Annotated in this window: 16 protein-coding genes; 5 read left to right on the top strand and 11 right to left on the bottom strand. The window is 46.2% G+C overall.

Annotated features, from left to right (window positions below; translation table 11 throughout):
- The first annotated feature begins 37 nt into the window (after window positions 1-37).
- From EHO61_RS03735 to EHO61_RS03750, 4 genes are all read left to right on the top strand, one after another.
- Window positions 38-481, top strand: coding sequence for a hypothetical protein (locus tag EHO61_RS03735; protein ID WP_135812272.1), 444 nt, complete (start codon window positions 38-40; stop codon window positions 479-481).
- Between the two features lie 77 nt (window positions 482-558).
- Entirely contained in the window at window positions 559-1,080 is a 522-nt protein-coding gene (locus tag EHO61_RS03740; RefSeq protein WP_135812273.1) for a TlpA family protein disulfide reductase, read from the top strand.
- A gap of 5 nt (window positions 1,081-1,085) precedes the next feature.
- Window positions 1,086-2,237, top strand: a complete 1,152-nt coding sequence (locus EHO61_RS03745) for a hypothetical protein (protein ID WP_135812274.1) — start codon at window positions 1,086-1,088, stop codon at window positions 2,235-2,237.
- A 20-nt stretch (window positions 2,238-2,257) separates the two neighbouring features.
- Complete coding sequence (locus EHO61_RS03750) at window positions 2,258-4,543, top strand: ankyrin repeat domain-containing protein (protein ID WP_135812275.1); 2,286 nt, start codon at window positions 2,258-2,260, stop codon at window positions 4,541-4,543.
- Window positions 4,544-4,580: 37 nt separating this feature from the next.
- Here EHO61_RS03750 and EHO61_RS03755 read toward each other — a convergent pair whose 3' ends face one another.
- From EHO61_RS03755 to EHO61_RS03765, 3 genes are read right to left on the bottom strand one after another with little or no spacing between them, the layout of a single operon-like run.
- A complete protein-coding gene (locus tag EHO61_RS03755; protein ID WP_135812276.1) occupies window positions 4,581-6,890 on the bottom strand; it encodes a phosphatase domain-containing protein in 2,310 nt (769 codons plus the stop codon).
- Window positions 6,891-7,823: a diacylglycerol kinase catalytic domain-containing protein gene (locus tag EHO61_RS03760; protein ID WP_135812277.1), complete on the bottom strand. Its 933-nt coding sequence runs from the start codon at window positions 7,821-7,823 to the stop codon at window positions 6,891-6,893.
- Window positions 7,824-7,825: 2 nt separating this feature from the next.
- Window positions 7,826-8,992: an SPFH domain-containing protein gene (locus EHO61_RS03765; RefSeq protein WP_246031993.1), complete on the bottom strand. Its 1,167-nt coding sequence runs from the start codon at window positions 8,990-8,992 to the stop codon at window positions 7,826-7,828.
- Window positions 8,993-9,019: 27 nt separating this feature from the next.
- Between EHO61_RS03765 and EHO61_RS03770 the strand changes: the two genes are divergently transcribed.
- Window positions 9,020-10,258 carry a DUF389 domain-containing protein gene (locus tag EHO61_RS03770; protein WP_135812279.1) on the top strand — a complete coding sequence of 413 codons (1,239 nt, stop codon included), beginning with the start codon at window positions 9,020-9,022 and terminating at the stop codon, window positions 10,256-10,258.
- Here EHO61_RS03770 and EHO61_RS03775 read toward each other — a convergent pair.
- Genes EHO61_RS03775 through EHO61_RS03810 form a run of 8 tightly spaced genes read right to left on the bottom strand, consistent with a single transcriptional unit; the run spans window position 10,255 to window position 18,432 of the window.
- Window positions 10,255-10,686: an acyl-CoA thioesterase gene (locus tag EHO61_RS03775; RefSeq protein ID WP_135812280.1), complete on the bottom strand. Its 432-nt coding sequence runs from the start codon at window positions 10,684-10,686 to the stop codon at window positions 10,255-10,257. The two genes, EHO61_RS03770 and EHO61_RS03775, sit on opposite strands and share 4 nt — an antisense overlap.
- Window positions 10,687-10,696: 10 nt before the next feature.
- Entirely contained in the window at window positions 10,697-11,722 is a 1,026-nt protein-coding gene (pheS, locus tag EHO61_RS03780; RefSeq protein ID WP_135812281.1) for a phenylalanine--tRNA ligase subunit alpha, read from the bottom strand.
- Entirely contained in the window at window positions 11,719-13,119 is a 1,401-nt protein-coding gene (locus EHO61_RS03785; RefSeq protein WP_135812282.1) for a UDP-N-acetylmuramate--L-alanine ligase, read from the bottom strand. Before EHO61_RS03785 ends, pheS begins: the two co-directional genes overlap by 4 nt.
- Window positions 13,116-13,745, bottom strand: coding sequence for a YIP1 family protein (locus EHO61_RS03790; RefSeq protein ID WP_135812283.1), 630 nt, complete (start codon window positions 13,743-13,745; stop codon window positions 13,116-13,118). The genes EHO61_RS03785 and EHO61_RS03790 overlap by 4 nt, the downstream gene beginning before the upstream one ends.
- Window positions 13,742-14,836 carry a DUF4340 domain-containing protein gene (locus tag EHO61_RS03795; RefSeq protein ID WP_135812284.1) on the bottom strand — a complete coding sequence of 365 codons (1,095 nt, stop codon included), beginning with the start codon at window positions 14,834-14,836 and terminating at the stop codon, window positions 13,742-13,744. Before EHO61_RS03795 ends, EHO61_RS03790 begins: the two co-directional genes overlap by 4 nt.
- Window positions 14,826-16,763 (bottom strand): motility-associated ABC transporter substrate-binding family protein, encoded by a 1,938-nt coding sequence (locus tag EHO61_RS03800; RefSeq protein ID WP_135812285.1) that lies wholly within the window; start codon window positions 16,761-16,763, stop codon window positions 14,826-14,828. Before EHO61_RS03800 ends, EHO61_RS03795 begins: the two co-directional genes overlap by 11 nt.
- Window positions 16,760-17,488 (bottom strand): ABC transporter permease, encoded by a 729-nt coding sequence (locus tag EHO61_RS03805; protein ID WP_135812286.1) that lies wholly within the window; start codon window positions 17,486-17,488, stop codon window positions 16,760-16,762. Before EHO61_RS03805 ends, EHO61_RS03800 begins: the two co-directional genes overlap by 4 nt.
- A gap of 11 nt (window positions 17,489-17,499) precedes the next feature.
- A complete protein-coding gene (locus EHO61_RS03810; RefSeq protein WP_135812287.1) occupies window positions 17,500-18,432 on the bottom strand; it encodes an ABC transporter ATP-binding protein in 933 nt (310 codons plus the stop codon).
- Window positions 18,433-18,532 lie beyond the last annotated feature (100 nt).

Raw genomic sequence — 18,532 nt, forward strand, 5'->3', positions numbered from 1 at the left:
TCCGGGCTTTTTTATTTCAAACGAAAGAGGTTGTTGAATGGGTCTACGCAATTCTAAGGATTGGAATCGTTTTTTATTAAGGTTCTTTATCGCTTTCGGATTCTGGGAAGTGGCTTCCGTTCCTTTGAGAACTTTACTTTTTTCCATCTTTTACTACGACCCGTTTTACCATTTCTTTTTCATCCCCGTCGCGGAGGTCCTGTGGATAGGACCTATCGTAGCGGATTTGATCCAAGTGTTCTTTCTCGGCATATTGATCACTTTGACGAGGGCCAATCTTCCGATCGGAATCGTCGGAGGAATTTTAGTCGGTTTTTCCTTTTCAATCGCCGCATTCGCAGCTCCGACTCTTTCCGTCCTGCACTTAACTCGCGCCGTGCCGACACAAATCGCTTGGCTCTGGGTTTTGTACCAATCGATTTTGGTATTGGTAGCAAGTTTGATTTATTCCTATTCCTCGGAAGACGAAGAACTTTCGTAAAATTCCCGAATTCCCCTCACGAAACAAGGTTTCCGAAGGAGGAAATACGATGCAACCGGGGTCATACTAAAACCGGTATGAGTCAGGTAAGAAATTTCTTTTTTTCGCTCTGGATTCTGACGGTCCTTCTATTCGGCTCCGCTGTCGGTTCCGAGGAAATTGAAAACGTACCTCTTTACACATTATCCCAAGAAAGAAAAACGCTCTATAACGAGCTTCCGAATTTAGGACCCGACGATTTTTTAATACTAAACTTCACGAGTTCTTTTTGCATACCTTGTAAGGAGGAAGTCCCCAGACTGCTTTCTTTGGTCGATACTTGGACTAGATCGGGACGATCCTCCGGAAAACTAGTCCTATGGATCGTGTTTTTAGAAGATACGAGGGAAAGCGCCCAAACGGCAGCTCAGGATTTAAAAATAGGAAATCGGGCGGAGGTCTTATACGATACTTTGAACACCAGTATGCGAAGACTTAGATTTTCCGGAACTCCGACTAGCTACGTTGTAAAGGGAAATCGTAAAATTCTATTCAAAGGATCCGGTTACTCCGAGGAAAATTGGAATCGGATGCTGTCTACGCTCGGAGTCAAAAGGTAATTATCGTGCTTCGAAATACGGGATATAAACTTTTACTAACGATCATCCTGTTCTTTCATTTCGGCTGCACATCCGGGACAATACGAGGATCTGAAAAAGACGGCTACATAGAAGTGGAAGTCGTAGCTTCCAATCGCGAAGATGCGGAACGGGTTGCTAAATCCGAAATGATCGGAAAAATCCTGGGGGAATTCGTGCAGACCTCTTCTCTTATCGTCGATTCCGGATCCAAAGGATATTTTGCGGAATCCTCTCGGGAAGGACTCATCCGAAGTTTTTCCGTGATATCGACAAAGGAGTCCTCGGAGGGCATCCGCTTGAAGGCCTCGGGTTACGTGAGTAAAAATCTATTAGGCGACGCGCTGGAAGAACAATATAAGCTTATAGGAAAACCCCGAATACTCGTCCTCATTTCCGAAAAAATCGGTCCGCAATTTTTTCCTGCGGGAAAAACGGGTATCGAAACCAAATTCATTTCCCGCTTTAGCGGATTCGAATTCTTGGACCAGGCCAAGTCGACGCGTATTTCTTCGGAAAAGCTGGAAACCAAAAATTCGGAACCCGGTTCGAAAGTCGCTTCCGACGTGTTAGAAGCCGCCATAAAAGAGGATTGCGAATTGGTTCTGCTCGGATCTTTCGAATCTAGATTGGGAGATAAGATCGTGGAAGGGTCCGAGATGAGGGGGACGTTCGCAAGTTTGAATTATAAACTCATAGAGACCCGCACCGGACAAATCCTCGCGGCGGATACGGTCCGGGGAGGACGACCCGCCATCGATTTGAACTTCGGATCCGAAAAAGCCAAGGATCAAATTTTATCCGAACTTTCCTTCTCGTTAAAGAATCGGTTAGCGGACCGATGGAAACGCGGATATACGATTCGGTTAACGATACGAGGCATGAACTACGATACGTACGCGGATCTTGGCGTCGCCGCATCCATCCGCTCCATTCGAGGAATCAATTCGGTCACCGAAAGGGGAAAGGACGGTTCCGGAGATATCTTACTGGACATCGAAGCTCTTTACAACGCCGGTCGTTTGTACGGATTTTTGCGCGAATACAAAGACACTCTGGGTTTCTCGTTTCAAAACAAGGAGATCAGCGGAAACTCCATTTTGATCCGAGCTGAACCGGTATCCTTGGAAAAAAAATAAAAGATTGAATTTCCATACGTATGATCAAGTTTTTCGATTTTCTCTTCTTATCCCGTAAACGTTCTAAAAACAGGATTTTATTTTGCTCCGTTCCTTTGTTTGCTTTCTTTTTATTGTCCGGAATCTCGGCTGGAGAAAATACTTTACCGAAAATTTATATTCACAAGTTCAAAACCGAGCGTGGAGTTCCCTCTTCTCTTGAAATCCGCCTCAGAAACGGAATCATCAATTCCATTCTCCGAAATTTCGAAGGGAAGTACAACATTGCCGACGATGATTCGATCGCTACACTATTAAGACAGGCCGAACTGAAACAGAAGCAAAATTGCAGCGACGAGATCTGCATGACTCAGATAGCGGACGCCGTAGACGCGAACATTTTAGTCTCCGGAGAAATTTCGAATACCTCCAACGGATTCAAAGTCTATTTAAGGAGTCAAAATCGAGATCCTAAACTTCTTACGTACACGATCAAAACGAATTTCGATTTCGAATTTCGCGAGTTCCAGGTGGATTATTATGCGGGAGAAGCGGGGAGAAAATTAGTCGATCCGCATTATTCCATGAACGTATCTTCCCTATCCTCCGTAAATCCGGATGCGGTGGATATTCCCTCCATAAAAATCGAATCGGCGCAGGGTTCCGATATTAACGTGCTGGATTTTAAGACTTCCGACGGCGGGGCACAGGGATTTATAGAAGCGGCGGCCGGTGCTCTTGAAGCCGCGGAGCTCGCTTCCAGGCACAAGGATTACGCAAGATCGATCTCCATTTACGAAAACGTTTTGTCGACGATGGAAGATAGATTGTCGGAAAAATCCAAAGCCGGAATCAAAGATTACCTGAAAGGGATCCGGTCCAGAATCGCGAACGCATATCTTATCATTTATAAAAACAGATTGGAGGTCATCGATTCCCAATTCAAATCCGGGAATGCTATTACCTCCGTTTCTCTTCGGAATTCCCTGGATAAATACCGTGAAATTCAAAACGAGTATCATTCCAAAACGAAACACGAGTATAGAGTCCAGGATCTGGAAAAGGCGATAGGAGAAAGGTTGGAAAAGTTCGACATCGCGGTTTTAAACGGGATCGAAAAGGAGGGAGACTCGTTTTACTCCAATTTCGATTTTACGAATGCGACTCTTTCCTACCGATCCGTTCGGGCCGAGTTGACCTCCAAAAGGCCGGATACGGTCGCCTACCGAAGCCTGAAATCCAGAATAGAAAAGAAAATCTCCGCGTCTGAAACTACGGGTCGTTCCTATCTCCAAAGCAAACTCGCAGGCATTTTTCAATCCTTGGAAAAAGATTATGTTGCCGAGGGTCTTGAAACGGAAGAAAAGACCAAAAACAAACATTTGGACCGTATCAGGGAGGGATTGCGACAAGGTTTGGAAACCTTAGTCAGATCGGATTTTTCGAGCGAAGATTTAATAAGAAATTATAATATACTCAAGCACAAATCCGATCTATATGCCGGTAAGAATTTATTCGACCAGAACAGGGCCGACGAACTTCTTCAGGAAGGCATCGATAGAAAATTCCAGAAGCAGATCGATACTTGCATAAAGCTTGGCGCCGATCCCAATTCCCGCGGAAGTTCCAATAGTTCTGCGGTGGAGAGATTGATCGAAAATAGACAGATATTGATCAGTCCCGACGCGGTAAAAATCGCGAGGAAGCAGATCCAATCCAATAACAAAGCGGATACGGAACTTTTTAATTCCGTCTTCCAGAGAAAACCCGACGATATTATACGAAACGTTTTGAAAGGGGCCGATCCGAACGCAAAGGATATTTTAGATAATACCCCTTTACACAAAGCGACAGGATACGGTTACGCGGATATATCGGCGCTTTTACTGATGCTTGGAGCGGAGGTAAACTCCAAAAACAGTGATGGCGAAACACCCTTACATAGATCCGTCGGACAGGGTTCTCTGGAAGTATCCAAGCTCCTACTTAGCGTTGGTTCCGACGTGAATGCGATCAAAAACGACGGAGAAACTCCGATCTACCGGGCGGTTAATGCCCCGAAAATGGCGAAATTACTTTTGGAAACCGGCGCCAACGTGAATCTAAAGAATTACGACGGTTGGACACCTTTGCATAAAGTGGCCGAGAGTGGGAGTCCGGAAGTCGCAAAATTATTGCTGCAGGCGGGCGCTAACGTGAACGCAAAAGACAATAGCGGCTGGACACCTTTGGACTGGGCCGTCCAAAAAAATAGATTCGAAAATCCGAATGTAGTGAAAATTCTCCGGAGCGCCGGCGGCCAATGTCTGGTAAATTGCGTGGAATAAACACCATTTAGACCGTAACTTTGCACATTAGATCCGCTCAAAGGCTTCTCAAAAATTCCTCCTGTTCTCTGGATTCGATCGCTCTTTCCGACCTCGCCTCGCGGACCACTCGGATCGCTTCTTCCGCACCGTATCCTTCTCGAAGGATCAGATACGCGGCGGCTACGGTTCCGGACCTTCCCAATCCACCGACACAATGTATGAGAATGTTGCGTCCCCGACCCAATTCGGAGTCCATCAGATCCAACAAGGAGTCGAGAGCTTTTCGATCCGGAGCCCTTTGGTCCAGAATAGGAAAGAATATCGGATCAAAACCTTCCCGTTTGTATTCCGCCTTGATATCCGGCACGCCGTATTCAGAATATTCGTTTTCAGTTAATAATGAAACGATCCGGTTCATCCCTTCTTCGCGGACGGTTTTCAAATCCTGGATCAAATCCCGGTCCCTATCCTTTCGCCCAGGAAGTAGGGTCAGCCCTATCGATCCTTTGCCCGAAGATAACTTAATCTTATCTATCCTTAACCTCTTGGACAGACGTACGGATTCTTTCACCTTTTCCGCACATAGACAGCCGGTATACAACGCCCATATTTTCTGTTCGCGTGATGATTCGTCAAAGGAAAGCGTGTGCACCGCATATCTTAAGGTTGCGACATGTAATTGATAAGGATCTCGATCCAAGCGGATCAATTTCGGATAGAAGGATCTCAGTTTCACCGCGGTTCTAAAAGCTTTCCTTATTTTAGAGCTTTTGAATTTAGTCTCCTCCTCTTTCGGAATCGAAATACCTAAATCCTGCTGAGAAACCAAAAGATCCGTTAAAGAAAACGCTTCGGCAAGCTCCTCTTCCTCTATTTTAGTAAAAATATACAAAAGGTCGTTTTCCAGTTTTATGAGATCTTTCAGGACATGACCTCTATGAGTGTGGAAGAAATCGATCAACCATACGTTCCGCTGCGGATCGATGATGATATTTCTTCCGTTCAAATCCCCGTGAACGTAGGATTGATAGCGAGGTGCCGAACCGTATTCCCGAAGATCGAGCAAATCTTTTTCGTAAAAATTGCACACATTGAACGCCTCTTTTCCAAACGGAAATCGAATCGTATCTTCTTCCAGTTTTTTACCCATCAAACTTTCGGTGCGCCTTCGGACTCCCGGAGAATATTTGCTCTGAAAATCGTAATATTTCAGTAGATCCAGTTTCTCGGGTTCCGCCGCATCATAAAGTCTTCCCAATTGCTTTTCGAAGATCGTATCCAAAATCGGAAAGATTTCGCTTTCATCCTCGGAAGATTCGTATAGATCCTGAAAGACTTTGGTTTCTCCTTCCAGCATGGCCGCGTATCTATACTTGATACCGCCTCGTTCTCCGATCTCCGCGGAGTCCACGATTCTGGGGGCATTATTTCCCAAAACCTCTTCTATACGCTCGAACGAGGTTCGTTCCTTTGCGATCGGATCCCTAGGACCGATCTTGATCACGGTAGGAACTTGGGAATGGCCTAAGCTGTCCACACTCTTGGCACGAAGGACGACATTTCCCGAAAAGCCTCCGTCCAGACACCGAAAACGGACCGATCTGCACCCGCGAAAGAGGAAGAACAGGATTCTATGATCCTCTTCCTTGATCGTAAATCCGTCTTCGAAATCGAAAGAAACGGAATCCTCCCTAAGGGAAATGTGGTGTTGCAATTTGGACGATGTTCCGGTTAAAAATTCGGAAAACGCGCCCAAAGAAGGATAGATCTCGATGTCCAAAAGATTCTTCAACTGGTCCAAGGCGACAAAATGCATGTGTCTGGAAGAACTTGCAGTCAAAGCGCTGCACAACCCGATGCGAAATTTCGGATATCTCGTTCTCAGTTCGTAAGCCAGATAGCTGATCTTCGCTTCCGTCCAAACTCCCGTAAGACCGACGTTGATCTCCTGCGTTTCGTAGACCTTTAAAATCTCTTCCAAATCCGTACGGTGAAAATCGTTTAAGCCGGAAGCGTCCACCGTGTGTGCAAAGCGCCTCCCGCTAGCCGATAAATGTTGAAATACGAATTCGGATCCGTGCGTGCCGCGGATGCAATGATTTCCGAATTGGACCAGATGCTCCTTCTGGGACGGATCTTCCGGATCGTGCCAATCCCGTATGTGAATGATGGTTAGGTCTTCTTCCGGCTCCGAATACGCCCAATCCATAAAAGAAACGACCGGACCTTCTTGGGGTTTTTCTCCCATGATACGGAGAGCTTCTCCGTATCCTACATGCAGCAAATTCGGAAGAGGATCGTATTTTTGTATCGGTTCGACAAAATCGTTCTGCAGACATTGAGTGATTAAAATTCCCTTAGCCATTCATTCAACTTCCGTAATTAATTCGGTGGTTTTTTTCGCCAATTGGATCCTCGCGGTGGCTCCGGAATTGAATTCCAGAAAATCTGCCTCCATGCCGTCCGAAAAAATGGTCCCGTTTTCGGGCATGTGACTTTCCAGTAAAATATGGTCCCCTTCCTTTACCGTACCTGCAACCAACTCCGCACCGCTCCATTTGCTCTTAAAAGGTTCCCGCACCATGAACAATAACTTTCTTTCCTGCCAAGGAATCCTTTCCGGAGTTTTGATTTTTTTATTTCCCGAAAAATGGGAAATGCCCGAGGCCATATTAAATAGGGAACTGATCCAACCGGTGCTACCCGCGGGAGTAGAGACGATCAACCCGCTGGAAATTTGTCGTTCGGATTTTTTTCCGTGCGTCAACGTATACCTCGCGCTAGTATGCGATTTGGGTCCGACGAATAGATCGTTGAAGGCGTACAATTTTTGTCCGTCGGTAAGGCCCGCTTCCGCCATTGAAATTTTTTGGGTCACGATTTTTCCGTTAAAAACGGATCTCATGATATCCGATGCCTGATTCGGAAGAAACGGGAGAAGAATTCCGTCGAATCGATCCGGATCCGGATTGAAAGCCAGGATGGGCTGTCCGTTCAGGTACTTCGCCGTATTTACGACCAACCCGTCCTGCCCGAGCGTCACCACAAGATCGTTCGGTCCGAACAGATAATTCGGAAGAAAGGACCGATCCATGATATGAAACTTTATTCCGGGTTCGATACTTCGGACCAGGAGTTCCCTTGCATATCTATAGTTGTCGTCCTCGGACTCGTAGTCTTCGAAGGATTGCCCCCGCTTCGTAACGTAAAAGCTGGCTTGAGCTTTCGTATTGAAACGTTTGATGCTTTCTTCCAACCTAGTTTGGCGGGTTATGATTACGACCCTATCGAAGGACAAGTTTACTTTCCTTTTTCCTTATTGATCAGCAAGGACATAAGCTCCGGAGAAAGATTCAAATTCCCTATCTTTTCCGCATTTTTGGCTAGATCCCTGATTGCACGAGAGATGATCTTAGAGGCGTCCATGTTTCCTAACGCCAATATCTCCACCAGCTCGGGGGAAAGTTCCTTAAACGCGGCGAACTCCTCTCGAGTCGCTTGTCCTCTAGCCTTGGAAAACAGCAGAAGATTTTGGGTTTGGTATTCCACCAGATCCTTTTTCCTTTTTTCCTGATCGATCATGGATGCCAGTTTTTGGGTTTCTATCTCCGCCTTTTTTCTTTCGACCACTTGTACGGAATCCATCTTGGCTTCTTCGACCAATTTCTGTTTTTCCTGGACCGCGATTTCCGCATTCATCTGGGTTTCGCGGATCGTCCTATTTTTTTCCTCCACCGCGATCTGAGTCTGTAATTCGTTTTCCTTGATTTTTCTTTCCTGCTCGACGGCAAAATTCCTTCTCTGGTAAACCGCATCGTCCGCGTTTTTTAGAAGGTTCTCACGAGATGCAGCTTCGAGTGCCCTTGCGATTTCCGGAGTAGGGCTGATTTTTAGGATCGCGAAATCCAATACTTCGATTCCTAATTCTTTTAAAGCGGGGTTTTGGCGCAAACGTTCCAGAACCGGTTCTGCAAGACTGCTAGCAGCCGTCAGAGCGTCCGCTAGATTTAAGGAGCGGAACTTCTCGCGAATCGCTACTTGGATCAGGTTTGTCATCCTCAAATCCAACTTTTCTATTCCGTCACCCAGATATTTTCCCTTAACATCCACAGTAAAATCCAGGAGCGAAGCGAGCTTTTGAGGATCCAGCACACGGTACGTAACCTGACCTTGAATATCCAACTCCTGAAAATCCAAGGTATTTTCCTTGAATATGAATAATGCGTCTCTGGTATCCGCGGGAACGATCACCAAAGTCGAAGAAGGGGCATAATAAAAAAAGTTCAGACCTGCGCCCTGTTTTCTAATTTTCCCGCTGCGAAACAGCAAAACGTAATCGATTGGACGAGTTTTAATAAAGCGGATACCGAACATAAGACCTCGCAAGAAATTTCCGTACAATTTTGAAGATACGATTATTAAGCCGATGCCGTTAAAATGGGAAGGATTTTTTGTCTTGCTTTTCATCTCTTTTAGAGAGAAACTTCGGGGTCGATGCCGATATCCAAAAAACAGGGTTCGACCGGAACGCACGATTCGGCCGAATTCTCGCGAAACCGAAAAAGTATTTTCCTTTCCGTTCGGACGGAATCGGGAGTTTCCTTATTTCGAAGACTCCTAAAAATCGGCGAAGAAGAGGCTATATTCGCCTTACGGGAAATCGATGAGGGAGCACAAATCCAATCCGTCCGATATTGGGTGATTTTGACCGCATCTTCCGGCATTGCAACGATCGGAATCCTTCTAGGTAGCCCGCTTATCCTAGGTTGTGCGATGATTCTTTCTCCTCTTTTGAAACCGGTAATCGGAATCGGGGCAGGATTTGCCGTCGGAGATGTTTATCTTTCCATAAAGTCGTTATTGAATCTTTTATTAAGTTCCATACTTACGATGTTGGTCGCGGCACTCTTAAGTAGAATGGCTCCGGTACGGGAACTAAGCCAAGAAGTCCTGAGTCGGGTAAGTCCGGGGGGATTTTATCTTCTTATTTCCGCATTTTGCGGACCATTGATAGTGATCTCCGGCTTCGGATCCGCAAAAGAGCATTATAGAGTAGGAATCGGAACCGTATTAGGAGTTTCGCTTTTGCCTCCTTTATGCATATTCGGTTTCGCAGTAGAAAGAGCCTTGCGTTGGGATATTCAGCAGGGATTGCTTTTGTCTTTTTTGGCGAATCTTTCCTTGATCGTAGTTACGAGCGCAGCCTGCTTTTATATAATATTCGAGAAATATGACATACCAAATCTGATCCATTTGTTGTCTTCTTATAGAAAAAAGAACGAACATCTCTATCAGTTCGTTTCGGATTTCGGGATATGGCAAAAATTGGAGTCCAGATTCTCGTTGGGGAATCGGATCATGTTTCCGAGTTTGTTGATTTTCCTATTTTCTGTCCCGATTTTCAGTTCGTTTTTCTTATTAAAACAAAAGTCCGACATCCGTGAATTTATAGATTCCAAACTTTCCGTACTCGGAGAGATTCATTACATTCGAGGAAGCGAGACCCTGGTTTTTACGGGGTCTGCGGTTTCCGGAACGTTGGTTTTCTATTCCAGCAAATCACCAGACGGAGGACTTACAAAATCTCTGAACGAGGAGCTCTCTTCGGGATTTCCCGGGATGCGCTTTACGATCCAATTGGCGCGGATCCAGAGGGAAACTGATTTGCATTCGTCCAAGTTGTCCGATTTTACGGAAGCGGACGTTCCGGAAATACCGGACCCGACGGACTAGAAAGTTTTATCGGCCCCGAATGCGGATTCGAATTTTTCCAAATCTTCCAGCAAGATCTTTCGGATCCAGTCCGGAATCTTGACGGAGGCCTTCGTCTTATGCTCGTAAGAAACTTGAACCGTTTTGGCTTTCGCAAAAAGCGTTTCCGTTCCTTGTTCTCGTAAAACTGAAGTGAAATGCCAGGATTTATTTCCGATATGGGATACGCAGGTTACGATTTCGATCTCATGGTCCATCTCCACCGGTTTGAGCAGATCGATTTCGATTCGAGCGAGTAAAAAAGGAATATCATATATCTCTTTTACTCCGAATTTTCTACGGCAGTAATCGACCCTACCGATTTCCAAGTAAGACATGTATCTCGCGTTGTTTACGTGAGCAAAAGGATCCATATCGTTCCAGCGGACTTGAATCGGAGTTACGAGCATAAAACGGACCCTAAAATTGTTTTAGGAATCTAAGATTTCCCGAATGCAAATACCGGATATCGTGAATTCCATATTTCATCATGACGAGCCTGTCCAGTCCTAATCCGAAGGCAAACCCGGTCCATTCCTCCGGATCTAGGCCGTTCAATCGGAAAACGTTCGGATGAACGAGACCGCAAGGCATGAGTTCCAACCAGCCGGAATGTTTGCATACGGAACAACCGCTTCCTCCGCATACCTGACAATTGATGTCCAGCTCGAAAGCCGGTTCGACGAAAGGAAAAAAGCCCGGACGCAGGCGGGTCTTGACTTCTCTTTCGAAGATTCTGGAGAGAAGTACTTCCATCGTATAAATCATGTTGCCGGCGGAGATATCCTTACCGACTACCATGCCTTCCACCTGATAAAAACAGGTTTCGTGGGAAGCGTCGACTTCCTCGTATCGAAAAACCCTTCCCGGAGCGATGATTCGAAAAGGAGGTTTCAATTTACGTAATGCACGAACTTGAATTGCCGATGTGTGGGTACGGAGAAGTTTTCCGTCGTCCAAGTAAAACGTATCCTGCATGTCCCTGGCAGGATGATCTTCCGTAAAATTCAAGGCGCCGAAATTGTTAAAGTCGGTTTCGACCTCCGGACCGTCCCAAATTTCGAATCCCATGGAAGTGAATATGTCTTCGACTTCGTATTGGATATGAGAGATCGGATGTAATGTCCCAGGTTCCGGGGAGCCTTGGGGACGGAGGACATCGAACCATTCCTTTTCCGCAAGGTCGCGGAATAATTTCGATTTTAGATTTTCCCGAGTTTCCGAGACGAACTCTTCCAATTTTTTGGAAATCTCGTTTGCCTTTCCTCCGACGGTCTTTTTTTCCTCTATCGAAAGAGAGGCGAGGTTCTTTAGAACGGACGTGAGTTTTCCTTTTTTGCCTAGATATTCGTTTTTATTCCTATCCAGCTCGACTTCATCCGCCGAAGACGAGATCAGTCCCTGGGCCTCGGCATAAATTTTATCCAATTCTTCCGATAGATTCATTTTCTAGATTCCGCGATTTCCTTGAGCGTCGGATAGATTCCTCCGAAAGCTCCGTTGGACATGGCTAAGATCAGAATTTTTTCCCCGACAAATTGGGGAAGGATTTTCCGCAATTTTACGATTAAGTCCTTAGGATCCCGGCAATAAAAAGGAAGGGTTCCCGAATGTTTGGGAAGTTTTAAAATCAGTTTCTTCACGTCCAGCCGGTTCTCTTTCGTTACCTTCTTTAAGTTAAAGATTTCCGTTATGAAAGTCACAGCGGAACCTTTAAAAGCGTACGAATATTCCTTTTGGAAAACGTTCCTGTGCGAAGTGGCGCTACGAGGCTCGAAAAGACTGATCAATTTGTGTTCGGGAAAAACCTTCCGCACGGATTTGATGGTTTCTTCGACCGCAACCGGATGGTGCGCAAAGTCCTCGATTACGACGGTTCGAGCGGATTCGAAGAGGATTTCCTGTCTTCTTTTGACTCCGGGAAATTTTTCCAAGGCGTCCAAAAGAACCGTTTTTGGGGAAGGGACGTTCTCCTTTTCGAGGATATCTTCGCATACCCGCATCGCGACTTCGGCGTTTCTATAATTATGATCTCCGAAGAATCTGGTGCGCAGCACTCTATGCCCCGACATCAGATTTCCCTTCTTCCAGGAAAGGACCGAATCCTTCCGATTGAATTCGAAGGCTTCGGATCGGACGTACTTCGAGGCCTCCTTACAGAGTCTCCGTAAATTCGAGGCTCCCGACCAATAATACGCTTTTCCGTTTCCCGGAATCAAACGCAGCAACCGGGAGAACATAGTTTCGATTTCTCCTATGTCTTTAAAGATATCCGCATGATCGAAATCCAATGCGTTCAATACGGCATACGTCGGCTTGTAGTGTAAGAATTTGGAAGCTTTGTCGAAAAATGCGGTGTCGTATTCGTCTCCTTCGATGACGAAATATTTTCCCTTGGAGAATTCGAATCCCGGAAATCCGTCCTGACGGATTCCGCCCACGAACAAACCGGGCTTTAGACCAGCCTCCTTCAAAAGATGATGAATGAGAAAAGTAGTCGTAGTTTTTCCATGCGTTCCTGCGACCACGACGACTTTCTTATCCGCTAAAACGTAGCGCTCCAACGCGGAGGACATGGACTCGTACATGATTCCGGAGTTTAGAACCTCTTCCACTTCCGCGTTACCGCGGGAAATAGCGTTGCCTATCACCACCAAATCCTTACCCTTCAATCTAGCAGGGTCGAAACCTTCTCCATAAGGAATTCCCCAGTCCTTCAGCTTTTCCGACATGGGAGGATAGACTCCGCTATCGGAGCCGGATACTTCGTGCCCCAGACTGCGCAACATCGAGGCTAGGTTTCCCATTGCGATCCCGCCGATTCCAATCAAATGTATTTTCAATTTAAGAGAGTCCTAAAGATATTATACGCGAAAGTGAAGATTAGAAACAGACTGAGCAGATAAACCACCGAAGTCAGCGAAAAGATCAGAAACTCCTTGGATTCGACTCCGCTGACCCGCCTCATTCCTACAAAACTTAAATAGTAGGAAAATAACAGCGAGATTACGATCAAACCGGCATGCAAGGGAGAAGGAAGAATCCAGAATAAGGACGAAGAAGAAAAAGGAAGGAAGGCTATCGTCAAAATGTTCGCCGTCGGATAAGTCTCCCCTTTGGTCCTGTCTATTCTCCTATAAAAGACCCGAAGAACGTCCAGTTGGAAGACTACAAATAACACTAGCGGATAAACGAGAAACGAACCGACCAATCCGGAAAAAAAGGAAGAAGAAACTTCATCGTAGAATATCCACTCTATGATTATGCGGAACAGGTTTCCGATAAACTTCGAGATCGGAGCCAAAATCCAGAGAGCAAAATGCAGACGGACCAGTTCTTTACGCCCCAATGAAGGTTCCCGCAGATAGAGATCGAAAGCCTCCTCCGGAGCTCGAAACAGTTTTTCGAGCAGCGAAAGTTTGGCCTTATCCGTCTCGGACATGGATTCTGTCTGGGGTATCGGGATCATCTTTTCTTAGGCGGCTTAGGAGCGACCCAAATGGAGGCCTTTTCCACCAAGCCGGCACTCTCTTTGATTTTCCGAAAGGATTCCTCTGTCACGTAAAAAGGAGGCTCCTTAAAGCTTCCGTTCCAAATCCTGATCGTGGGAATAAAGCGTTTCCCTTGTATTTCCGTTGGCTTGTGAAAGCGAAACATAAGCTCGTCCCCGCCGCTTAAAGAAACTTTCAACGTAGCTAAAGAAAACTGGGAACGAGCACCTTGGGGGGCGAGGAGGTTTCCCACTTTAAAACCGGCCCCTTTTTCTTCATCCGGATACAATTCCGCTCTTAAAGCGATTACGGAACGATACAGCTCTTCGCCGAGTCTCGGTTCCAATAATATGATTTGGCCGGAGATCCTTCTCCAATAATTTCGTTTGGCTCCGTTTTCCTGGTACGGATGGTTATCGATCCGGATCGATTTTCCCTCCTCCTCCAAGTAATCGATCTCCTGGACGAATTCCTTTCCGGGAAAAACGAGCTGTCTCTGGCGGAAATCCTCCGGGCCCTTCTGGAATCTTTCGAAGATGAAATTGTAAGCGGTCAACAACGTTGCCGGCTTTCCTTCCTCCATCACGATACGGGTAGACCCGTTGAAATGTTTTTTTCCCAACCTTAAAGTCTTGGTCTTATTTCCGGAATGCAGAACGATGCGAGGAGCCCCTTCTCCCAATTTCAAGGAAGACGAAGGAGAAATTCCCTCCGCCAAGGATTCGAAATCCTTAACTTTTAGCTGACCAAGATCTCGAAACGTATTTTCGGAATTGTACCCACCCTCGTACTCGATCAATTCTCCGGTTTCCTCGTTCCGATTCGAAACGGAAAAAAACAGGCCTCCTTTTTTAATTCCGTCCTTTAAAAATATGGAAAATGCATTGCCGTAAAAATTCTCGCCGGATTCGGAAATCCATTCCTTACTAGGGGGAAAATATTCCAACCGATCCAAAGAGAGTTTCCAGTAGGAAACTTCGCTAAGATCTTCTTTCTTTTCCTCCATCACGATAAAGACCGCTAAGAGGATTACGATCAATCCGGAGAGAATATAAAGTTTAGTCTTCATCCTTTCTCCCGATCCTTCTCCTGCGAATCACATAGATGGATCCAAGGCCGGCGATCAGGCCCGGAAAAACAAACATGCCTAAGATCCAAACCGCTCTTTTTTGTCCATCGGTGAGAGACACGGACTGGATCTCCTCTTTTCTGGGAGGGATAGAGGGTAAACTCACACTTTGGTGCATCCAAGTAGCGGAAGCGCTAGCCAATTCATAATTCGCGGCAAAAGGAAGGTATTGGTCCGTCAACCAAGAGGTCCCGGAATAGATCACCACCCGGCCTCGCTCTTCTCCTTCTGTCGGATTCGGAACGGAAGGAATGGGCGGAGCACCGGGAATCATATCCGCAGGCGAGTTTCTTCCCTTTACGAAGGTTTGCAAAACCAAAGCGACCGGAACGTTCTTCTTTTCCTCTCCCGGATCCTGCTTCCCGTTTTGGTTGGGATCTAAATATGCATCTCCGCCGCTATCCAAAAGCGGGAAAGCGTCGAATTGTTTTTGGCCGCCTTCGGGAGTCTTCGCTTCGAAATAGCCCGCGTACGGAAATACCACACCCAAATCCTTTTTGGAAAGAGTCTCTTCTATCGGATGTTTTCGGAAGGCCTTAGTGACGATCACTCCGGGTTGAGAAGGAATTTGAGAGAAGCCGGTCTTTACGAATCGGTATCCTGCTTCTTCCAAAAGCCAGTCGAAGGATTCTCCCCCTTTGGGCTCGACCGTAATCATAACTTTTCCGTTTTTCTTTTTCACAAAATCCAAAACGGCTAGCCGTGCTTCAGGACCGAAAGGCACGGTCGGTCCCGCGATCACTAAAATATCCGTGTCGTCCGGAACTTTCGGAGGCCAACCTTCCTTGAAGCCGAGAGCACTCACTTTGAAGTTCAAAAATGCCAAGCCGGAAGTCAGGCGATTCAACCTTTCGTTGGGAAGGTTCTGAAAAACCTGAGAGTACCTTTCTCCGTTGGATTCCGTAAAATAGATTTTTCTTTCCTTGGTCGTGACGTTGACGACGGCCTGGACGAACTTTCTCTCGAATTCTTCTAGGTCCGATTTGTCCTTCACGCTGATTTTTTGTTCGGGTGCTTTGTCCGTTACGGCGGCACCTTTCTTTTTAAAACGAACCAGCACGGTTCCGTTAGAGACCTGACCGAATTCCGTCAGCTCGTCCAATTCCACATCCGCGTTGATAAAACGGACTTTGTAAGAGGCGCGAATCGACGCTAATTGCCCCAGCAGGATTTCCAGATCGGGGCGGATTCTACGCAAGGATAAAGAACTGGCTTTGTCGGAAGCAGGGGCGTTTTCCAAGGGTCGAGGATAGAAAGCGACCACATCCACTTCCCCTTCGGGAATTTGTTTCAGGAGTTTTTTGGCTTCCAAAGAAAACGAAAATTGTCCGTGGGAACTCAGGTCGAAATTATGGTTTCGGATCGTCGCGATATAGTTCGCCAATACGACTATCAAAAGTAAAATCCCTGTTCCGAGTAGAAAATCGCGGATCATTCCCTGCTTGGAGGATTTTAAGGAGGATTGGGCGCTCAAAGATTCCCGCTCCCATTCTCTTAACATTCCTAAAAAGAAATTTCCTAAAACGAAGAGCACCAATATCACGAGCAGGAACTCTCGGACCGGAGAGATCCAAACCGGAGCCGCCCCCCCTTTTTGCAACGCCGACTCTTCCAGATAGATCCGCAGGAAATAGATACCGAGCGCGATGATACCCAAAACGGATGAGATCGTCAGATTGCCGTCTTTCTCTTCCTTTTTGGAAGGGAAATAACGGAGAATTCCGGCCGCACCCAGAAGAGCGAGCACGAAGAGGGTAAATCCCAGCCTTGCTCCTAAGGAAGTTAAGCTGTCGTAAATCGGAAAGAAGAGTAAAAGTCCAAGGGTAGACCCCCAGGAGAGAACGCGACGGAAAAGTTCGTTTTTCATCCTCTCCACCTCCTGGATTCCAGGACTTTTACCGTGAGATAAAGAAAGAAAACCGTTCCACTCAAAAAGAAAATCACGCTATTCAAAGGTAAAACTCCTTTCGAAAAGCCGATAAAATGCGAAAAGATATGCAAGTGAAACAGTACCTTTCGGGTCACCGCATCGAACAAATATGAAAAGAAACCGATCACCCAAAGAGTTAACAGAATCATAATAGAGATCAGCATGGAGATCATCTGGTTCTTGCCTAAACTGGAGCCGAATAATCCCACCGAATACGTGAACAATCCGAGTAGAAAAACTCCTATCGTTCCGGAAGCCACGATGTATAGCGGAGCCTTCCAGAAAAAATACAGAAAAATGGGAAAGAGACCGTCCACCAACACGGATACGATCAGACAAACCAAGGCGCCGAAGAGGAATTTTCCCGCGACGATCTCCAAATCGGTTACGGGGGAGGTGAATAATAACTCCAGCGTTCCCCGGTTCTTTTCCTCGGTGATGGAACCCATCGCGACGATCAGCATGGCGATCAGTATGGTGCTCATAAAGGATAGAAAAGTCACCACAGTAGTCTCAGCGTAGTTCGTTCCGGAATTGAAGTTTAGGATCAGGACAAAAAGGGAATTCAAAAAAGCGGTACCGCCCAATACCAAAGGGGCCAGGTACGTTCCGAAAAACACCCTTACCTCTTTCCAGAAAATCCATTTGATATTACGAAACATCGGTTCTTTCCTTATACCTTGTTCATAAAGATTTGTTCGAGGGTCACGTCCTGCTTGCGTATGTATTCCGGCAGGATCCCCGAGGAGGATATACCCGAAAAGAGTTCCTCTTTGAACTTTCTCTCGGAATTCGTATTCACCAAAAACGTGGCTCCATGCGATTCTTCCCCAACGAAGCGAACCGTCGCGCCGACTTTTTCCGCGATCCCGCTCAAATATTCCTCTACCCGAGCTTTAGGTTTTCCCGAAAGAGTCACTTCCAGGCCGGAGAGATTTTCCATCTCCTTTTCCAGTTCGGCCCGATCGCATTGATAGACGATCCTTCCGTTATGCAAAAAAAGGAATCGATTGCAGGTTTTATAAACTTCCGGAAGAATATGACTCGACAGTAGAATCGTATGACTTTCCCGCAAGCTTTGGATTAGATTCCGAATTTCCACGATCTGCTTCGGGTCCAGTCCGGAGATCGGCTCATCCATAATGATGATTTCCGGATTTCCTAATATGGCCTGTGCGATCCCGACCCTTTTTTTGAATCCGAGTGATAAGGTTTCGATCACCTTGTTTTTTACGTCGGTCAAATCCGTAAGTGAACAAACCCTTTCCAATTCGGCCGGAATTTCATTCTCTTCGATTTGTTTCAAACGAGATACAAAAGTCAGATATTCAAAAACGGTTAATTCCGGATAGAGCGGCGGAGTTTCCGGTAAATATCCTATTTTTCTTTTTACATCCAGAGGATGTTCGAACGTATTCACTCCGTCGAGTTCGCAAATCCCATCGGTAGCGATCAGATAACCGGTCAAAATACGAATGGTCGTGGTTTTTCCGGCTCCGTTAAGACCCAGAAGCCCGACGATTTCTCCCTCTTTCAGTTCGAAATTCAATCGGTCGATGGCCAGCTTCTTTCCGTAAAACTTGGAAAGGTTCCTTACTTTTATCATACTGCTTTCTTTTCCGGAAATACCGGAGATCGGAGAAATTTCTTTATAGAAGGGTTTAGAGAAGAATACCTCACACCGGTGAATACGGGTCAATCATTTT

Origin of the sequence: Leptospira fluminis, from assembly GCF_004771275.1 — a bacterium.
Classification (GTDB): Bacteria; Spirochaetota; Leptospiria; order Leptospirales; family Leptospiraceae; genus Leptospira_B; species Leptospira_B fluminis.